26 protein-coding genes and 1 pseudogene are annotated in these 14,000 nt (G+C 41.5%); all 27 read right to left on the reverse strand.

What is annotated here, in order from left to right; all coding sequences use genetic code 11:
- Positions 1 to 8 precede the first annotated feature (8 nt).
- On the reverse strand, positions 9 to 1,022 hold the full coding sequence (locus ACFIL2_RS06100) for a DNA-directed RNA polymerase subunit alpha (protein WP_375611485.1): 1,014 nt from the start codon (positions 1,020 to 1,022) through the stop codon (positions 9 to 11).
- 94 nt (positions 1,023 to 1,116) lie between these two features.
- Positions 1,117 to 1,506: a 30S ribosomal protein S11 gene (rpsK, locus tag ACFIL2_RS06105; protein ID WP_375680620.1), complete on the reverse strand. Its 390-nt coding sequence runs from the start codon at positions 1,504 to 1,506 to the stop codon at positions 1,117 to 1,119.
- A 114-nt stretch (positions 1,507 to 1,620) separates the two neighbouring features.
- On the reverse strand, positions 1,621 to 1,989 hold the full coding sequence (gene rpsM, locus ACFIL2_RS06110; protein ID WP_026500557.1) for a 30S ribosomal protein S13: 369 nt from the start codon (positions 1,987 to 1,989) through the stop codon (positions 1,621 to 1,623).
- 180 nt (positions 1,990 to 2,169) lie between these two features.
- The gene (locus ACFIL2_RS06115) at positions 2,170 to 2,748 is read right to left on the reverse strand and encodes an adenylate kinase (RefSeq protein WP_375633793.1); all 579 of its coding nucleotides are present in this window, start codon (positions 2,746 to 2,748) and stop codon (positions 2,170 to 2,172) included.
- Positions 2,745 to 4,091: a preprotein translocase subunit SecY gene (gene secY / locus ACFIL2_RS06120; RefSeq protein ID WP_375617729.1), complete on the reverse strand. Its 1,347-nt coding sequence runs from the start codon at positions 4,089 to 4,091 to the stop codon at positions 2,745 to 2,747. The genes ACFIL2_RS06115 and secY overlap by 4 nt, the downstream gene beginning before the upstream one ends.
- A 161-nt stretch (positions 4,092 to 4,252) precedes the next feature.
- Positions 4,253 to 4,720, reverse strand: a complete 468-nt coding sequence (gene rplO, locus ACFIL2_RS06125; protein WP_375617728.1) for a 50S ribosomal protein L15 — start codon at positions 4,718 to 4,720, stop codon at positions 4,253 to 4,255.
- A 20-nt stretch (positions 4,721 to 4,740) separates the two neighbouring features.
- Positions 4,741 to 4,947: a 50S ribosomal protein L30 gene (gene rpmD, locus ACFIL2_RS06130; protein ID WP_375611481.1), complete on the reverse strand. Its 207-nt coding sequence runs from the start codon at positions 4,945 to 4,947 to the stop codon at positions 4,741 to 4,743.
- Positions 4,948 to 4,978: 31 nt separating this feature from the next.
- The gene (gene rpsE, locus ACFIL2_RS06135; RefSeq protein WP_375617727.1) at positions 4,979 to 5,527 is read right to left on the reverse strand and encodes a 30S ribosomal protein S5; all 549 of its coding nucleotides are present in this window, start codon (positions 5,525 to 5,527) and stop codon (positions 4,979 to 4,981) included.
- A 111-nt stretch (positions 5,528 to 5,638) separates the two neighbouring features.
- Positions 5,639 to 6,001, reverse strand: coding sequence for a 50S ribosomal protein L18 (gene rplR / locus ACFIL2_RS06140; protein ID WP_273791414.1), 363 nt, complete (start codon positions 5,999 to 6,001; stop codon positions 5,639 to 5,641).
- Positions 6,002 to 6,013: 12 nt separating this feature from the next.
- Positions 6,014 to 6,547, reverse strand: coding sequence for a 50S ribosomal protein L6 (gene rplF / locus ACFIL2_RS06145; protein WP_375680621.1), 534 nt, complete (start codon positions 6,545 to 6,547; stop codon positions 6,014 to 6,016).
- 39 nt (positions 6,548 to 6,586) lie between these two features.
- Positions 6,587 to 6,985 (reverse strand): 30S ribosomal protein S8, encoded by a 399-nt coding sequence (gene rpsH, locus ACFIL2_RS06150; RefSeq protein WP_375613142.1) that lies wholly within the window; start codon positions 6,983 to 6,985, stop codon positions 6,587 to 6,589.
- A gap of 14 nt (positions 6,986 to 6,999) precedes the next feature.
- Entirely contained in the window at positions 7,000 to 7,305 is a 306-nt protein-coding gene (gene rpsN, locus ACFIL2_RS06155; RefSeq protein ID WP_375617724.1) for a 30S ribosomal protein S14, read from the reverse strand.
- Between the two features lie 24 nt (positions 7,306 to 7,329).
- Entirely contained in the window at positions 7,330 to 7,887 is a 558-nt protein-coding gene (rplE, locus tag ACFIL2_RS06160; protein WP_375617723.1) for a 50S ribosomal protein L5, read from the reverse strand.
- On the reverse strand, positions 7,880 to 8,194 hold the full coding sequence (rplX, locus tag ACFIL2_RS06165) for a 50S ribosomal protein L24 (RefSeq protein WP_375617722.1): 315 nt from the start codon (positions 8,192 to 8,194) through the stop codon (positions 7,880 to 7,882). The genes rplE and rplX overlap by 8 nt, the downstream gene beginning before the upstream one ends.
- A gap of 12 nt (positions 8,195 to 8,206) precedes the next feature.
- The gene (gene rplN / locus ACFIL2_RS06170; RefSeq protein ID WP_004855715.1) at positions 8,207 to 8,575 is read right to left on the reverse strand and encodes a 50S ribosomal protein L14; all 369 of its coding nucleotides are present in this window, start codon (positions 8,573 to 8,575) and stop codon (positions 8,207 to 8,209) included.
- Positions 8,576 to 8,719: 144 nt separating this feature from the next.
- On the reverse strand, positions 8,720 to 8,959 hold the full coding sequence (rpsQ, locus tag ACFIL2_RS06175; protein ID WP_012231991.1) for a 30S ribosomal protein S17: 240 nt from the start codon (positions 8,957 to 8,959) through the stop codon (positions 8,720 to 8,722).
- An 11-nt stretch (positions 8,960 to 8,970) separates the two neighbouring features.
- Positions 8,971 to 9,171, reverse strand: a complete 201-nt coding sequence (gene rpmC / locus ACFIL2_RS06180) for a 50S ribosomal protein L29 (protein ID WP_375606714.1) — start codon at positions 9,169 to 9,171, stop codon at positions 8,971 to 8,973.
- A gap of 12 nt (positions 9,172 to 9,183) precedes the next feature.
- Complete coding sequence (gene rplP / locus ACFIL2_RS06185) at positions 9,184 to 9,597, reverse strand: 50S ribosomal protein L16 (protein ID WP_375611475.1); 414 nt, start codon at positions 9,595 to 9,597, stop codon at positions 9,184 to 9,186.
- A gap of 36 nt (positions 9,598 to 9,633) precedes the next feature.
- Positions 9,634 to 10,344: a 30S ribosomal protein S3 gene (gene rpsC, locus ACFIL2_RS06190; protein WP_273791408.1), complete on the reverse strand. Its 711-nt coding sequence runs from the start codon at positions 10,342 to 10,344 to the stop codon at positions 9,634 to 9,636.
- Entirely contained in the window at positions 10,344 to 10,733 is a 390-nt protein-coding gene (rplV, locus tag ACFIL2_RS06195) for a 50S ribosomal protein L22 (RefSeq protein ID WP_273791407.1), read from the reverse strand. The genes rpsC and rplV overlap by 1 nt, the downstream gene beginning before the upstream one ends.
- 2 nt (positions 10,734 to 10,735) lie before the next feature.
- Complete coding sequence (gene rpsS / locus ACFIL2_RS06200) at positions 10,736 to 11,014, reverse strand: 30S ribosomal protein S19 (protein WP_375617719.1); 279 nt, start codon at positions 11,012 to 11,014, stop codon at positions 10,736 to 10,738.
- 15 nt (positions 11,015 to 11,029) lie between these two features.
- Complete coding sequence (rplB, locus tag ACFIL2_RS06205; RefSeq protein WP_375611474.1) at positions 11,030 to 11,863, reverse strand: 50S ribosomal protein L2; 834 nt, start codon at positions 11,861 to 11,863, stop codon at positions 11,030 to 11,032.
- Positions 11,864 to 11,883: 20 nt separating this feature from the next.
- Complete coding sequence (locus ACFIL2_RS06210) at positions 11,884 to 12,177, reverse strand: 50S ribosomal protein L23 (RefSeq protein WP_273723987.1); 294 nt, start codon at positions 12,175 to 12,177, stop codon at positions 11,884 to 11,886.
- Positions 12,174 to 12,794, reverse strand: a complete 621-nt coding sequence (rplD, locus tag ACFIL2_RS06215; protein WP_375680622.1) for a 50S ribosomal protein L4 — start codon at positions 12,792 to 12,794, stop codon at positions 12,174 to 12,176. Before rplD ends, ACFIL2_RS06210 begins: the two co-directional genes overlap by 4 nt.
- A gap of 2 nt (positions 12,795 to 12,796) precedes the next feature.
- Positions 12,797 to 13,534: a 50S ribosomal protein L3 gene (gene rplC / locus ACFIL2_RS06220; RefSeq protein WP_273791404.1), complete on the reverse strand. Its 738-nt coding sequence runs from the start codon at positions 13,532 to 13,534 to the stop codon at positions 12,797 to 12,799.
- A 27-nt stretch (positions 13,535 to 13,561) separates the two neighbouring features.
- Positions 13,562 to 13,870 carry a 30S ribosomal protein S10 gene (gene rpsJ, locus ACFIL2_RS06225; protein WP_005773267.1) on the reverse strand — a complete coding sequence of 103 codons (309 nt, stop codon included), beginning with the start codon at positions 13,868 to 13,870 and terminating at the stop codon, positions 13,562 to 13,564.
- 61 nt (positions 13,871 to 13,931) lie between these two features.
- A pseudogene (locus tag ACFIL2_RS06230) lies at positions 13,932 to 14,000 on the reverse strand (elongation factor Tu); the annotation flags it as partial.

Genomic DNA, 14,000 nt, shown 5'->3' on the forward strand with positions numbered 1-14,000 from the left:
TTCTAATTTTAATATTGATCTTCATAACGTTTTGCAAGATCATCAATGTTTTCAGGCGGCCACGCAGGAATCTCCATCCCAAGATGTAAACCCATACACGCCAAAACTTCTTTAATCTCATTCAACGATTTTCGACCAAAGTTCGGTGTCCGAAGCATTTCAGATTCTGTTTTCTGAATCAGATCACCAATATAGACAATATTATCATTCTTAAGACAATTTGCCGAACGAACTGAAAGTTCTAATTCATCCACTTTTTTGAGAAGAGCAGGATTAAAAGAAAGCTCAGAATCAGCCTCTTCAACAGGCTCCTTCTGTGGCTCTTCAAAGTTAATAAATAACGATAATTGATCCTGAAGAATGCGTGCTGCAAAAGCAACAGCATCCTCACCATTAACAGCACCGTTTGTTTCAATCGTGAGCGTTAATTTATCATAATCGAGAACTTGACCTTCGCGTGTATTTTCTACTTTATAAGATACCTTACGGATCGGTGAATAAAGACTATCAATTGGAATAAGCCCTATACGTGCATCATCAACACAATTACGATCAGATGGAACATACCCCTTTCCTGTGTTGACAATAAATTCCATACGAATTTCAGCTTCTTCATCAAGAGTACAAATAACATGATCTGGATTTAGAATTTCCATATCCCCAACTGTACTGATATCTCCCGCTTTCACGACACCAGGCCCCTCTTTATAAACGACGACACGTTTAGGACCTTCTTCTTCCATACGAAGCGCAATTTCTTTTATATTCAGAATAATATCCGTAACATCCTCACGCACACCTGGAATCGATGAAAATTCATGCAAGACACCGTCAATCTGCACAGCAGTAATAGCAGCACCACGAAGCGAAGATAACAAAACGCGACGAAGCGCATTTCCTAACGTTAAACCAAAACCACGCTCAAGAGGTTCAGCAATCACACTTATAATATTTGGATTATCATGTGCACATGATTCAACCTTATTGGGTTTAATAAGTTCCTGCCAGTTTTTCTGGATCATATTTTTATTCCCGTTCTTTAGTTCCGTTACCATTCAATCGTAACGACCAATGTGAACATCAGAGAAATCTCCGACAACAAAAAACAACACCCAATTAAACACGCCGCCTTTTCCGCGGACGACATCCATTATGAGGAATTGGTGTTACATCGCGAATAGAAGTAATGACAAAACCAACAGATTGCAATGCTCGTAGAGCAGATTCACGCCCTGATCCAGGTCCACAAACTTCAACTTCCAAAGAACGCATACCATGCTCTTGCGCTTTTCTTGCACAATCCTCCGCAGCAACTTGAGCAGCAAAAGGTGTCGATTTACGCGCACCTTTAAACCCCTGAGCTCCCGCAGATGACCAAGCAATTGCATTACCCTGAGCATCAGTAATAGTAATCATTGTGTTATTAAATGTTGAATTAATATGAACAACACCCGATGAAATATTTTTACGTTCGCGACGACGAACACGTGCGGATTCCTTGGCCATAATTTCCCTTTCAACGATCTCATCACTGCCGTAACATCAGCAGCTCCACCTTTTTTTCCTTGTCAAACAAATCAAACAAGAAAAAGAACATATAAAAACCTTCCACAAAGGCCCTTATTTCTTCTTACCGGCGATTGCCTTAGCCGGACCTTTACGCGTACGAGCATTCGTATGTGTACGCTGTCCTCGGACAGGCAAAGACCGGCGATGACGCAATCCTCGATAACAACCAAGATCCATCAAACGCTTAACATTCATAGCAACCTCACGACGAAGATCACCTTCAACTTGATACCCCTGATCTATTGCCTCACGAATCTGCAGCACCTCAGCATCTGAAAGCTCATGCACACGACGCCCCAAAGGAATGCCAACTCTTTCAATAATTTCTTGAGCAAATTTTGGTCCAATCCCGTGGATATATTGAAGCGCAATAATTACACGCTTATTTGTCGGGATATTGACGCCAGCAATACGAGCCACGCCTACTCTCCTTAGTTATTTTTGACAAATTGTTATAAAATACCTGATATACCTTATAGAAAAAAATAGAATCAGAAAAAAATTCTTCCGAATCCTATTATTTCACTAAAATAAATTAAATTCACTTTTGATAGATTTCATCTCAAAAGTCAACTCTTTTCATTTATTTCTAAAAAAATCTCATGAAAGAAACCCTCTAATCATACGTGTCACTTCAGCAACACCAATCATTCCATCAATAACCTTCAACATTCCCCTCTCTGAATAAAATTTTGATAAGGGAGCTGTTTTTTCACGATATTCTACTAATCTTTTTGCAAAAGCAACAGGATTGTCATCTAAACGAACCTGTCCACCAGCCGCTATTGTTTCTTCAACGCGCTTCTTCATACGTTCAATCAACACGTCTTCATCAACACACAACTCAATAACAGCATTAAGCTGCGTATTTTTTGAATTCAGTATCTGTTGCAACGCTTCTGCCTGCCCTACAGTTCGCGGATATCCATCCAAAACAAAACCGTTTACACAATCAGCTTCATCAATCCGATCTGATACGATTTGATTAACAATACTATCAGGTACCAAAGCACCAGAACTTATAATAGCTTTAGCTTTTTTACCAATCTCCGTTTCTTTGGCAATCACCTCACGCAACATATCCCCTGTTGATAAATGAGGAATGCTATATTCCTCAGTCAACATTTTTGCTTGCGTACCTTTTCCCGCTCCAGGAGGACCTAAAAGAATAACTCTCATCGATTCCTTCTACCTCCACGAAGTTTTGATTTTTTTATCAACCCTTCATATTGGTGGGCAACAAGATGCCCCTGAATTTGAGCAACCGTATCAAGTGTAACAGTAACAACAATCAACAAGGATGTTCCCCCAAGATAAAAAGGAACCTGTAATGCAGATATCATAAATTCAGGTAACAAACAAACCAAGATAATATAAAGTGCCCCCACAACAGTAATACGCGTCAAAACGTAATCAATATATTCGGCTGTACGCTCACCTGGACGAATCCCTGGAATAAAACCAGAATGTTTTTTCAACTGATCTGCAGTATCACTTGGATTAAACACAATAGCTGTATAAAAAAAGCAAAAAAACGCCATTAAAAATGCATAAACAATCATATAAAGTGGCTGTCCATGACCAAGAGCATAAGAAATCTCCTGAACCCATTGTGGCATTTTATCAGAAAAATTATTAATAGTGGCAGGTAATAATAATAAAGATGAAGCAAAAATAGGTGGAATAACACCAGCAGTATTCAACTTTAAAGGAAGATGCGACATATCTCCTTGAAACATTTGATTACCGACCTGACGTTTCGGGTATTGGATAAGAATTCGCCGTTGCGCACGCTCTATAAAAACAATAAGCCCAATAACCAAAACAGCAATAAGAACGATTCCTATTAAAAGAAAAGTTGATAAATCAGCCTGACTATGAGCTGTCAAAAGCTGAGCAAAAGTAGAAGGAAAGTTGGCTACAATCCCTGTAAAAATGATAAGAGAAACCCCATTACCAATACCACGTGACGTAATTTGCTCGCCAAGCCACATAAGAAACATCGTTCCGCCAACAAGCGTAATAACAGAAGAAATACGAAACATAAGACCTGGTTCTAAAACAATTTGAAGCCCCGACCCTATACCGCTTTCAAGCGCAACCGCAATACCAAAAGCTTGTAGGATTGCCAATACGACTGTTACATAACGCGTATATTGATTGATAATCTTACGACCTAAATCTCCTTCTTTTTTAAGAGTTTCCAAAGAAGGAATAATAGATGTTAACAATTGCACAATAATAGATGCCGATATATAAGGCATGATACCCAGCGCAAAAATAGCCATACGCCCAACGGCACCTCCAGCAAACATATTAAAGAGTCCTAATACACCCGACGCGTGATGTTCAAATGTTTGCCGCAAAGCATCGATATTGATACCTGGAAGAGAGATGTAAGTGCCAAAACGATATACAAGAAGCGCCAACAGAGTAAACCAGATACGTTTCTTTAATTCAGTTGCACGCGAAAAGGTGCCGAAGTTTATATTGGAAGCAAATTGCTCTGCTGCTGATGCCATAAAACGTCTCCACTTTACACTCCAGTTCTTTAAATCACAGAAGTATAATCCTAAAATTCATATATGCATACATAAACAAATGCAGAACTTAAACAATTCTCCACAAAAGATCCCACAAAACAGATATCATTCTTCTTTAGGTCTCTATTCATATTAAAAAATTATCGAGCAATATCAGGAAGAATAACCTGACCACCCACTTTTTCAATCTTAACACGAGCAGCTTGTGAAGCACCAGAAACATGAAAGGTAATCTTAGTTTTCAAATCACCAGCAGAAAGAAGACGAACCCCATCTTTTTCACGACGAATAATACCAGCCTCTTTCAAAGAAACCATATCAACAGGCTTTTCAATATTCAACTTACCTGCATCAACTGCCAACTGAATACGTCCTAGTGAAACTTCATTGTAGGTTTTAGCAAAGAAATTCCTAAATCCACGTTTTGGCAAACGACGATAGATAGGCATTTGCCCACCTTCAAAACCATTAAGGGAAACACCAGAACGTGACTTTTGCCCTTTTACACCACGACCACCAGTCTTACCCATACCGGAACCAATACCACGCCCAACACGCTTACGATTTTTTGTTGCGCCTTCGCAATCACGCAGTTCATTGAGTTTCATATCTAATACTCCCGCAACCCTTAACCTTCATCTATAACGCGAACAAGATGCCGAACCCGAGCAATCATACCCCGCACACAAAGTGTATCATCTAAAACGCGCCGACGACGCATTTTATTTAGTCCAAGCCCCTTTAAGGTTGCACGCTGAATCTGTGAGTTTCGAATAGGGCTTCCAATTTGTTCCACAGTCACAGTTTTACCACTCTGAGATTTTTTCTGAACCATTTCCTAATTCCTTTTCTGATAATCTCAGAAACTACCCTTCTAGGTCGACTAAATGGCGACGACGCGCCTGCAAAGTCGAATACTTTATACCACGTTGAGCAGCAATATCTCTAGGATGCACTTGATGTTTCAATGCATCAAATGTTGCACGAACCATGTTATAAGGATTCGACGATCCTAGTGATTTTGCAACGACATCCTGCATACCAAGAGCTTCAAAAATAGCACGCATCGGTCCCCCAGCAATAATACCAGTACCAGCAGAAGCCGAACGTAGCAAAACACGCCCAGCTCCGTGACGACCTTCAAGATCATGATGCAATGTACGCCCAGACCGAAGCGGAACATAAATCATCCCACGTTTTGCAGATTCCGTTGCTTTACGAACGGCTTCTGGAACTTCACGGGCTTTACCATGTCCAAAACCCACACGCCCTTTTTGATCTCCAACGACAACAAGAGCGGCAAAACCAAAACGCCGACCACCCTTTACAACTTTAGCAACACGATTGATATGAACGAGCCTATCGACAAATTCATTATCGCGTTCTTCTCTCTCACCACGTTCTTTTTGTGCCATTCCTCATTCCTTTTTCTTTTCCGGAAGCACGATAACAAAGTCCCTCATCAAACTGGAAGAACTTAAACGAAATACTCTAAACTCTCCTTACTCATTCATAAATAAGAAATTTTAGAAATTCAAACCACCTTCACGAGCAGCTTCAGCTAAAGCTTTGACGCGACCATGGTACACATACGCTCCACGATCAAAAACCACCTCATTAACACCCGCTTTCTTCGCACGCTCAGCAATTAACTTACCAACAGCAAAGGCCGCCTTTTTATCAGCACCACTCTTTAACGATTTTTTCAAATCACTTTCAAGAGTAGAGGCTGAAACAAGTGTACATCCCCGCAAATCATCGATAACTTGAGCATAAATGTTCTGATTTGAACGATAAACACTAAGCCGAGGACGATCATGAGAAACCATTTTAATTCTACGACGAACACGCCTTGCACGACGTTGGATAATGTCCTTAGATGAAACCATAATACAAAATCCTTATTTCTTTTTACCTTCTTTACGGAAGATACGTTCATCTGCATGCTTAACACCTTTACCTTTATAAGGCTCAGGCCTACGATACTCACGAATCTCCGCTGCAACTTGTCCAACTTGCTGTTTATCAATTCCAGAAACAACAATTTCCGTTGGCTTAGGAACAGTCACAGTAACACCCGACGGAACTTTATAAACCACATCATGCGAAAAACCCAGAGATAGTTGAACATCCTTACCCTGCAAAGCAGCACGATAACCAACCCCATTAATCTCCAACCTCTTTTCAAAACCATCTTTCACACCACAAAAAATGTTCTCAATCATTGAGCGCGACATACCCCATTTAGAACGCGCATCTTTTGACTGATCCCGCGGCATAACTGATATGATATTGTCCTCAAGTTTGACTAAGACTTCATCATTGACGATGTAACTCAGCTCACCTTTTGGACCTTTTGCCTTAACCAGCTGACCTTCAACAGTAGCAGTAACTCCAGAAGGAATTGAAATGGGTTTCTTTCCAATACGAGACATTGTTCTAACCTACTTTTTCTTCCGTTTTCTTGACATAACTTAGAAAACACGACAAAGGAGTTCTCCACCAACATTCTGTTCACGCGCCTCATGATCTGCCATGACGCCTTTAGGAGTCGATAAAATCGAAATACCAAGGCCATTTGCCACCTGAGGAAGTGACTTAGCAGAAACATACACACGACGCCCTGGCTTTGATACACGTGAAATCTCACGAATAGCAGCCAGCCCTTCAAAATACTTCAATTCGATTTCAATTTCAGCTTTCCCATCACCTAAATCAATTCGATTATATCCGCGAATATAACCTTCCGACTGAAGAACATCAAGAACGTGTGCACGAAGCTTCGAAGCTGGAGTAACTACTTTACCTTTTTTACGACCAAGTGCATTACGAATACGTGTTAACATATCACCAAGAGGATCTGACATAGACATTAAATAATCTCCTCTTACCAACTAGACTTTACAATACCAGGAATATAGCCAATAGAGCCAAGCTCACGCAACGCAATTCGCGACATTTTTAATTTACGATAATAAGCCCGCGGACGACCTGAAACCTCACAGCGATTACGAATACGAACTTTCGAAGAATTACGCGGCAACTCTGCCAACTGAACAGAAGCTTTAAAACGTTCTTCAAGAGAAACCTTCTGATCCATAACTATTGCTTTCAAACGTGCACGACGAGCAGCATAGCACTTTACCATCAACTCACGACGCTTATTTTTTTCAACGGCACTTACTTTGGCCATAATTTCACCTCACTACGCTTGCCGTTACGAACGAAAAGGAAAATTAAAAGCACGCAATAACTCACGAGCTTCATCATCCGTTTTTGCTGTCGTACAAACAATAATATCCATGCCCCAAATTTGATCAACTTTATCATAGTTGATTTCTGGAAACACAATGTGTTCTTTAATACCCATAGCAAAATTGCCACGACCATCAAAACTCTTTGGATTTAAACCACGAAAGTCACGAACCCGCGGAAGAGCAATCGTCACAAGACGATCTAAAAACTCAAACATACGATCTTTACGCAATGTAACTTTAGCCCCAAGAGGCATTCCTTCACGAACCTTAAAGGTCGCAATAGAATTACGCGCACGCGTAACAACAGCCTTCTGACCCGTTATTAGCCCTAAATCCTCAGCGGCAAGGGAAGGTTTCTTGGAATCAGCAGTTGCTTCACCTATCCCCATATTTATTACAACTTTATCAATCCGCGGAATTTGCATTGCATTTCTGTAATTAAACCTCTCTTGAAGCACTTTACGAATCACTTCAAAATAATGCGCTTTCATACGCGGTATTTGTCTTTCCTCAGCCATTAATCAACTCTCCCGAACGCTTGGCAAAACGAACCTTATTACCATCTGCATTCACACGAAAGCCTACACGTGTAGGCCTACCATCTTTAGGATCAGCAATCGCCAAATTAGACAGATGAATCGGAGCTTCTTTAGAAATAATTCCAGCTTCTTGCTTCTGCGTTTGACGTTGATGACGTTTAATCATATTAATCCCACGAACAAAAGCCTTATTCTCTTTTGGACTAACCTTAATTACTTCACCACTACATCCTTTATCCTTACCGGACAAAACAACAACTTTATCACCTTTTCGAATCTTCTGCATAACATTTACTCCTTACAGAACTTCAGGAGCAAGCGAGATGATCTTCATATGATTCCTACCACGCAATTCACGGGGAACAGGTCCAAAGATACGAGTACCGATCGGCTCTTTTTTATTATCCACCAAAACCGCAGCATTACTATCAAAACGAATGACACTACCATCTGCGCGACGAATATCCTTAGCAGTACGAACCACAACAGCTTTCATAACATCACCTTTTTTAACACGTCCACGAGGAATTGCATCCTTAACCGAAACAACAATAATGTCACCGACCGAAGCATATTTCCGCTTTGAACCGCCTAACACTTTGATGCACATGACACGACGCGCTCCAGAATTATCAGCAACGTCGAGGTTTGTTTGCATCTGAATCATGACTGGCCACCTTCTCTTAACACATATATCCGATTGTACCTTTTACACACTCGGATTTGCCTGCCAAATAACGATAAAGTTATCGCCTTCAAATTTATCAATGATAACCACACTGTTAAATTCTAAAACAATAAGCTTAACTCATTACGCTACATTGTCTTTTACAACAATCCAACATTTATCTTTCGAAATTGGTCTAGATTCTTGAATAGAAACTTGATCCCCAATCTTAAATTGGTTGTTTTCGTCATGCGCTTTATAATTTTTAGACTGCCGAACAGTCTTCTTAAGAAGCGGATGAGAATAACGGCGTTCAACTTTGACAACAACAGTCTTATCACTTTTGTCGCTAATAACAACACCCTGCAAAACGCGTTTAGGCATCTCTTATTTCCTTAAACCTTACTTTCACTTATCTTTTGACGAAGAAAAGTTTTAATACGCGCAATATCACGACGAACTTGTCTAACGCGCGCAGTCTTTTCTAATTGACCTGTTGCTTTTTGAAAACGCAAATTAAATTGCTCTTTCTTTAACTTAGCCAATTCATCTTTCATTTGGTCGAGCGTTTGCGCCCGTAATTCTGTGGCTCTCATCGCTTAACCTCACTATTCAGCAATACGCTGGATGAAACGCGTTTTTATAGGCAACTTTGCAGCACCCAATCTTAGTGCTTCACGTGCAACATCCTCCGGAACTCCATCAAGCTCAAACATGACGCGCCCAGGAGCAACACGTGCAGCCCAATAATCAACACTTCCCTTACCTTTACCCATACGAACTTCAGTCGGTTTAGATGTAACCGGAAGATCTGGAAAAATACGAATCCACACACGACCAGAACGCTTCATATAACGTGTAATCGCACGACGCGCCGCTTCAATTTGACGAGCAGTGACCCGCTCCGGCTCAACAGCCTTCAAACCGTAGGCACCGAAATTCAAATCCGTACCACCCTTCGCAAAACCGTGAATACGGCCTTTGAACTGTTTACGGAACTTTGTGCGCTTTGGCTGCAACATTGTTCTCTACTCCAAATTTTAGTTCAATCTCAAAAACTAAGCATTTTCGCGGCGACGATTCGATGAAGAACCAGATTGATCAGCTTCCGTAGCACGACGTTCTGAAGCCATCGGATCATGCTCAAGAATCTCACCCTTAAAGACCCAAACTTTAATACCACAAATACCATAAGCGGTCTTAGCTTCTGCTGTACCGTAATCAACATCAGAACGCAAGGTATGAAGTGGAACACGACCTTCACGATACCATTCCATACGAGCAATTTCAGCACCACCAAGACGGCCAGAACAATTGATACGAATACCTTCCGCACCAAGACGCATAGCAGACTGAACAGCACGCTTCATTGCACGACGAAAAGCAACACGACGCTCTAACTGTTGAGCAATTGATTGCGCAATAATTGTCGCATCAATCTCCGGTTTACGAATCTCCACAATATTCAATGAAGTTTCAGCATCCGTCATTTCTGATAGCTTACGACGAAGCTTTTCGATATCAGCACCCTTTTTACCAATAATCAAACCAGGACGTGCAGAATGAATCGTAATACGACACTTTTTATGAGGACGCTCAATAACAACCTTAGAAATAGCTGCCTGTTTAAGCTCCTCAAGCACATATGAACGAATTTTCAAATCTTCATGAAGAAGGCGCCCATATTCACCACTATCAGCATACCAACGAGAGTCCCAAGTCCGATTAACACCAAGACGAAGTCCTATTGGATTGATCTTCTGCCCCATTACGCGGCCTCCACTTTTTCGGTAACTTCACGAACAATAACAGTAAGATGCGAAAATGGACGTTCAATTCTACTAGCACGCCCTCGACCACGAACATGAAAGCGCTTCATCACTATCGACTTACCAACATAAGCTTCCGCCACAACAAGCGAATCAATATCAAGATCGTGGTTATTTTCTGCATTTGCAATTGCTGATTCAAGCGTTTTTTTCACAGTAGCAGCAATACGCTTGCGTGAAAACATCAAATCAGCGAGCGCTACATTAACTCTTTTACCACGAATCATTGCAGCAACTAAATTAAGCTTCTGCGGACTAACACGAATTGTCCGCGTGACAGCTCTTGCTTCATTATCTTTAAGCTGGCGCGAAACTTTAGCTTTTCCCATTCCTACTTCCTCTTCGCTTTCTTATCGGCACCATGACCATAATAAGTTCGGGTAGGAGCGAACTCACCAAACTTATGCCCAACCATCTCTTCAGAAACAGAAACAGGAATATGCTTATTACCGTTGTAAACACCAAAAGTTAAACCAACAAATTGCGGTAAAATAGTAGAGCGACGACTCCATATTTTTATAACTTCGTTGCGCCCACTTGAACGTACCTTCTCTGCTTTACCAAGAAGATAGCCGTCAACAAACGGACCTTTCCACACTGAACGAACCACCTCAGACTACCTTTCTCATTTCTTGCGTTGATGACGCGTACGCATAATAAATTTATCAGTAGCTTTATTGGAGCGCGTACGCTTACCTTTCGTAGGTTTACCCCAAGGAGATACTGGATGGCGCCCCCCCGATGTACGACCTTCACCGCCACCGTGTGGATGATCAACGGGGTTCATAGCAACACCACGAACATGTGGACGCTTACCACGCCAACGTGACCGACCTGCTTTACCATCATTAATATTCCCATGATCAGGATTTGAAACAGCGCCAACAGTTGCAAAACAGCTACTCGGAACCAAACGCTGCTCACCAGAATTTAAACGAAGAATAGCCATACCATGATCTCGTCCAACCAACTGCGCATAAGCACCTGCTGAACGTGCAATCTGTCCGCCTTTCCCTGGCTTCATCTCAACATTATGAATAATTGTACCTACAGGCATATTAGCAAGAGGCATAGCATTACCTGGTTTAACATCCACATTTAAACCAGCCATAACAGAATCACCAACACCAAGACGCTGTGGTGCAAGAATATAACTCAATTGCCCATCCTCATAGCGGATTAAAGCAATAAAAGCGGTACGATTAGGATCGTATTCTAAACGCTCAACTTTTGCTGAAACATCACGTTTAAGACGCTTAAAGTCGACAAACCGATAACTACGTTTATGTCCACCACCCTGAAAACGAGCAGTAACACGACCGCGATTATTACGTCCACCCTTTGAAGACAAACCTTCAGTTAACATCTTTACAGGTTTTCCCTTATAAAGACAAGAACGTTCCACAATAACAAGCTGACGCTGCCCAGGTGTCGTTGGATTAAACTGCTTAAGTGCCATTATTCCTATCTCCGAGCCTCTTAAAGACCTGTCGAAACGTCGATAGTCTGACCACTGGCCAGAGTTACGATCGCTTTTTTGACATCACTCTGCCGACCAACTATACCTTTGAAACGCTTCACTTTACCCTTACGGACTATCGTGTTAACTGCTTTAACTTTTACGCTAAAAAGCGCTTCAATAGCAGCCTTAATCTCAGGCTTCGTCGCTTTCGGCGCGACATTAAAAGCAACTTGATTATATTCAGAAATCATAGTCGCCTTTTCAGTAATAACTGGACTAATAATTATATCATAATGGCGAAGATCTGTCATTTAAAACGCTCCTCAAGATCCTCAACAGCTGCTTTTGATAAAACAAGTTTGCTGCGACGCAAAATATCATAAACATTAATTCCCTGAATAGGCAAAATGTCAATATTAGGGATATTAGAGGCTGCACGAAAAAAGTTAATATCAATCTCTTTACCATCAATCAAGAGAGCGTTATTAAATCCAAGCTTAGAAAAATGAGAAACAAGCATTTTCGTTTTAGCATCCTTAACAGTCAACTCATCCACAATAATTAAATCTTTTGCTTTTAATTTTGCAGATAAAGCAAGACGTAACCCAAGAGCACGAATCTTTTTAGGAAGATCATGCGCATGGCTACGAACCACCGGTCCATGTGCCTTACCCCCACCCCTAAACTGCGGTGCACGTGCAGATGAATGTCGAGCACGCCCAGTTCCTTTCTGTTTAAACATTTTTGCCCCTGTTCGCGACACATCAGAACGACCTTGGGATTGATGACTTCCCTGCTGACGACGTGCAAGCTGCCAACGAACAACACGTTGCAAAATATCCTCACGCGGAACAAGATCAAAAATAGCTTCAGAAACCTTTAATTTGCCAGCTTCATTACCATCAAGAGTTTTAATTACAAGATCCATTATTAGGCTCCCTCAACCTCAGAGGTTTCCGTCACCGGAGTAACCATTTCCGCTTTCTCCTTCACAAGACGGCGAATACCAGCAGGCTTTGGAGCATTATCAGGAAGACGCTTCTTCACAGCATCCCGTATCAAAATCCAAGAACCTTTAGAACCAGAAACAGCACCACGCACTAAAATTAAACCACGCTCACTATCAGTGGAAATAACTTCAATATTCTGTGTTGTTACACGCACTTGCCCCATATGGCCAGCCATTTTTTTACCTTTAAAAACTTTACCAGGATCTTGGCACTGCCCTGTAGAACCATGAGCACGATGTGTAATCGAATTACCATGAGAAGCACGATGCCCACCAAAGTTATGTCGTTTCATAACACCAGCAAACCCCTTACCAATACTGGTACCAGTCACATCAACTCTTTGTCCTGGAACAAAATGTTCCACTGTAATCTCAGTACCAACATCAAGAAGATTGTCGGGACTCACACGAAACTCTGCTATTTTGGCTTTAGGCTCAACAGAAGCCTTAGCAAAATGTCCACGAAGAGCTTGTGAAGTATTCTTAACCTTAGCAAAGCCTACACCTAATTGAACAGCAGTATAACCATTCTTTTCAACTGTACGCTGAGCAACGACTTGACAATTCTCCAAACGAAGTACCGTCACCGGCACATGCTCACCAGCATCATTATAAATACGGGTCATGCCCAGCTTCTGTGCTATTACACCTGAACGCATCGGGTCTGTTCCTTCTGTCCTCAAACCTCAGAGCTTAATTTCTACATCCACACCAGCAGAAAGATCGAGCTTCATAAGCGCATCCACTGTTTGCGGCGTTGGATCAACAATGTCAAGAAGACGCTTATGTGTTCGCATCTCAAACTGCTCACGACTTTTCTTATCGATATGCGGTCCACGATTGACCGTAAACTTCTCAATCCGCGTCGGAAGCGGAATGGGACCACGGACATTTGCACCGGTACGTTTAGCAGTCGATACGATCTCACGCGTCGACGTATCAAGAATTCTATGATCAAACGCTTTCAAGCGAATGCGAATATTCTGACTGTTCATGCTCTTTATTTCCCTGTTATACAAAGTGCCTTCAATAATCAAAGCACTCAACAAGCATTATTTATTCAATGATCTTAGAGACGATACCGGCACCAACAGTACGACCACCTTCACGAATAGCAAAACGAAG

The organism is Bartonella sp. AP30XZML (assembly GCF_042195945.1).
GTDB lineage: Bacteria > Pseudomonadota > Alphaproteobacteria > Rhizobiales > Rhizobiaceae > Bartonella.

Bases quoted from the DNA above. Each gene is read 5' to 3' on its own strand.
- rpmC (WP_375606714.1), bottom strand. From the start codon at position 9,171: ATGAGAGCCACAGAATTACGGGCGCAAACGCTCGACCAAATGAAAGAT.
- rplD (WP_375680622.1), bottom strand. From the start codon at position 12,794: ATGGATCTTGTAATTAAAACTCTTGATGGTAATGAAGCTGGCAAATTA.
- secY (WP_375617729.1), bottom strand. From the start codon at position 4,091: ATGGCATCAGCAGCAGAGCAATTTGCTTCCAATATAAACTTCGGCACC.
- rpsE (WP_375617727.1), bottom strand. From the start codon at position 5,527: ATGGCACAAAAAGAACGTGGTGAGAGAGAAGAACGCGATAATGAATTT.
- rplN (WP_004855715.1), bottom strand. From the start codon at position 8,575: ATGATTCAGATGCAAACAAACCTCGACGTTGCTGATAATTCTGGAGCG.
- rplP (WP_375611475.1), bottom strand. From the start codon at position 9,597: ATGTTGCAGCCAAAGCGCACAAAGTTCCGTAAACAGTTCAAAGGCCGT.
- rplB (WP_375611474.1), bottom strand. From the start codon at position 11,863: ATGGCACTTAAGCAGTTTAATCCAACGACACCTGGGCAGCGTCAGCTT.
- rplX (WP_375617722.1), bottom strand. From the start codon at position 8,194: ATGCAGAAGATTCGAAAAGGTGATAAAGTTGTTGTTTTGTCCGGTAAG.
- rplR (WP_273791414.1), bottom strand. From the start codon at position 6,001: ATGGTTTCATCTAAGGACATTATCCAACGTCGTGCAAGGCGTGTTCGT.
- rplC (WP_273791404.1), bottom strand. From the start codon at position 13,534: ATGCGTTCAGGTGTAATAGCACAGAAGCTGGGCATGACCCGTATTTAT.
- rplV (WP_273791407.1), bottom strand. From the start codon at position 10,733: ATGGGAAAAGCTAAAGTTTCGCGCCAGCTTAAAGATAATGAAGCAAGA.
- rplO (WP_375617728.1), bottom strand. From the start codon at position 4,720: ATGAAACTCAATGAACTGCGTGATTGCGAAGGCGCAACAAAAAATCGT.
- rpmD (WP_375611481.1), bottom strand. From the start codon at position 4,947: ATGGTTCAGAAAAAATCTCAGAGTGGTAAAACTGTGACTGTGGAACAA.
- rplE (WP_375617723.1), bottom strand. From the start codon at position 7,887: ATGGCTGAGGAAAGACAAATACCGCGTATGAAAGCGCATTATTTTGAA.
- ACFIL2_RS06115 (WP_375633793.1), bottom strand. From the start codon at position 2,748: ATGAGAGTTATTCTTTTAGGTCCTCCTGGAGCGGGAAAAGGTACGCAA.
- rpsN (WP_375617724.1), bottom strand. From the start codon at position 7,305: ATGGCCAAAGTAAGTGCCGTTGAAAAAAATAAGCGTCGTGAGTTGATG.
- ACFIL2_RS06100 (WP_375611485.1), bottom strand. From the start codon at position 1,022: ATGATCCAGAAAAACTGGCAGGAACTTATTAAACCCAATAAGGTTGAA.
- rplF (WP_375680621.1), bottom strand. From the start codon at position 6,547: ATGTCTCGTATTGGAAAGAAACCCATTTCAATTCCTTCTGGAGTTACT.
- rpsH (WP_375613142.1), bottom strand. From the start codon at position 6,985: ATGTCTATGTCAGATCCTCTTGGTGATATGTTAACACGTATTCGTAAT.
- rpsQ (WP_012231991.1), bottom strand. From the start codon at position 8,959: ATGCCTAAACGCGTTTTGCAGGGTGTTGTTATTAGCGACAAAAGTGAT.
- ACFIL2_RS06210 (WP_273723987.1), bottom strand. From the start codon at position 12,177: ATGACAGATCTTCGCCATTATGATATAATTATTAGTCCAGTTATTACT.
- rpsJ (WP_005773267.1), bottom strand. From the start codon at position 13,870: ATGAACAGTCAGAATATTCGCATTCGCTTGAAAGCGTTTGATCATAGA.
- rpsK (WP_375680620.1), bottom strand. From the start codon at position 1,506: ATGGCCAAGGAATCCGCACGTGTTCGTCGTCGCGAACGTAAAAATATT.
- rpsC (WP_273791408.1), bottom strand. From the start codon at position 10,344: ATGGGGCAGAAGATCAATCCAATAGGACTTCGTCTTGGTGTTAATCGG.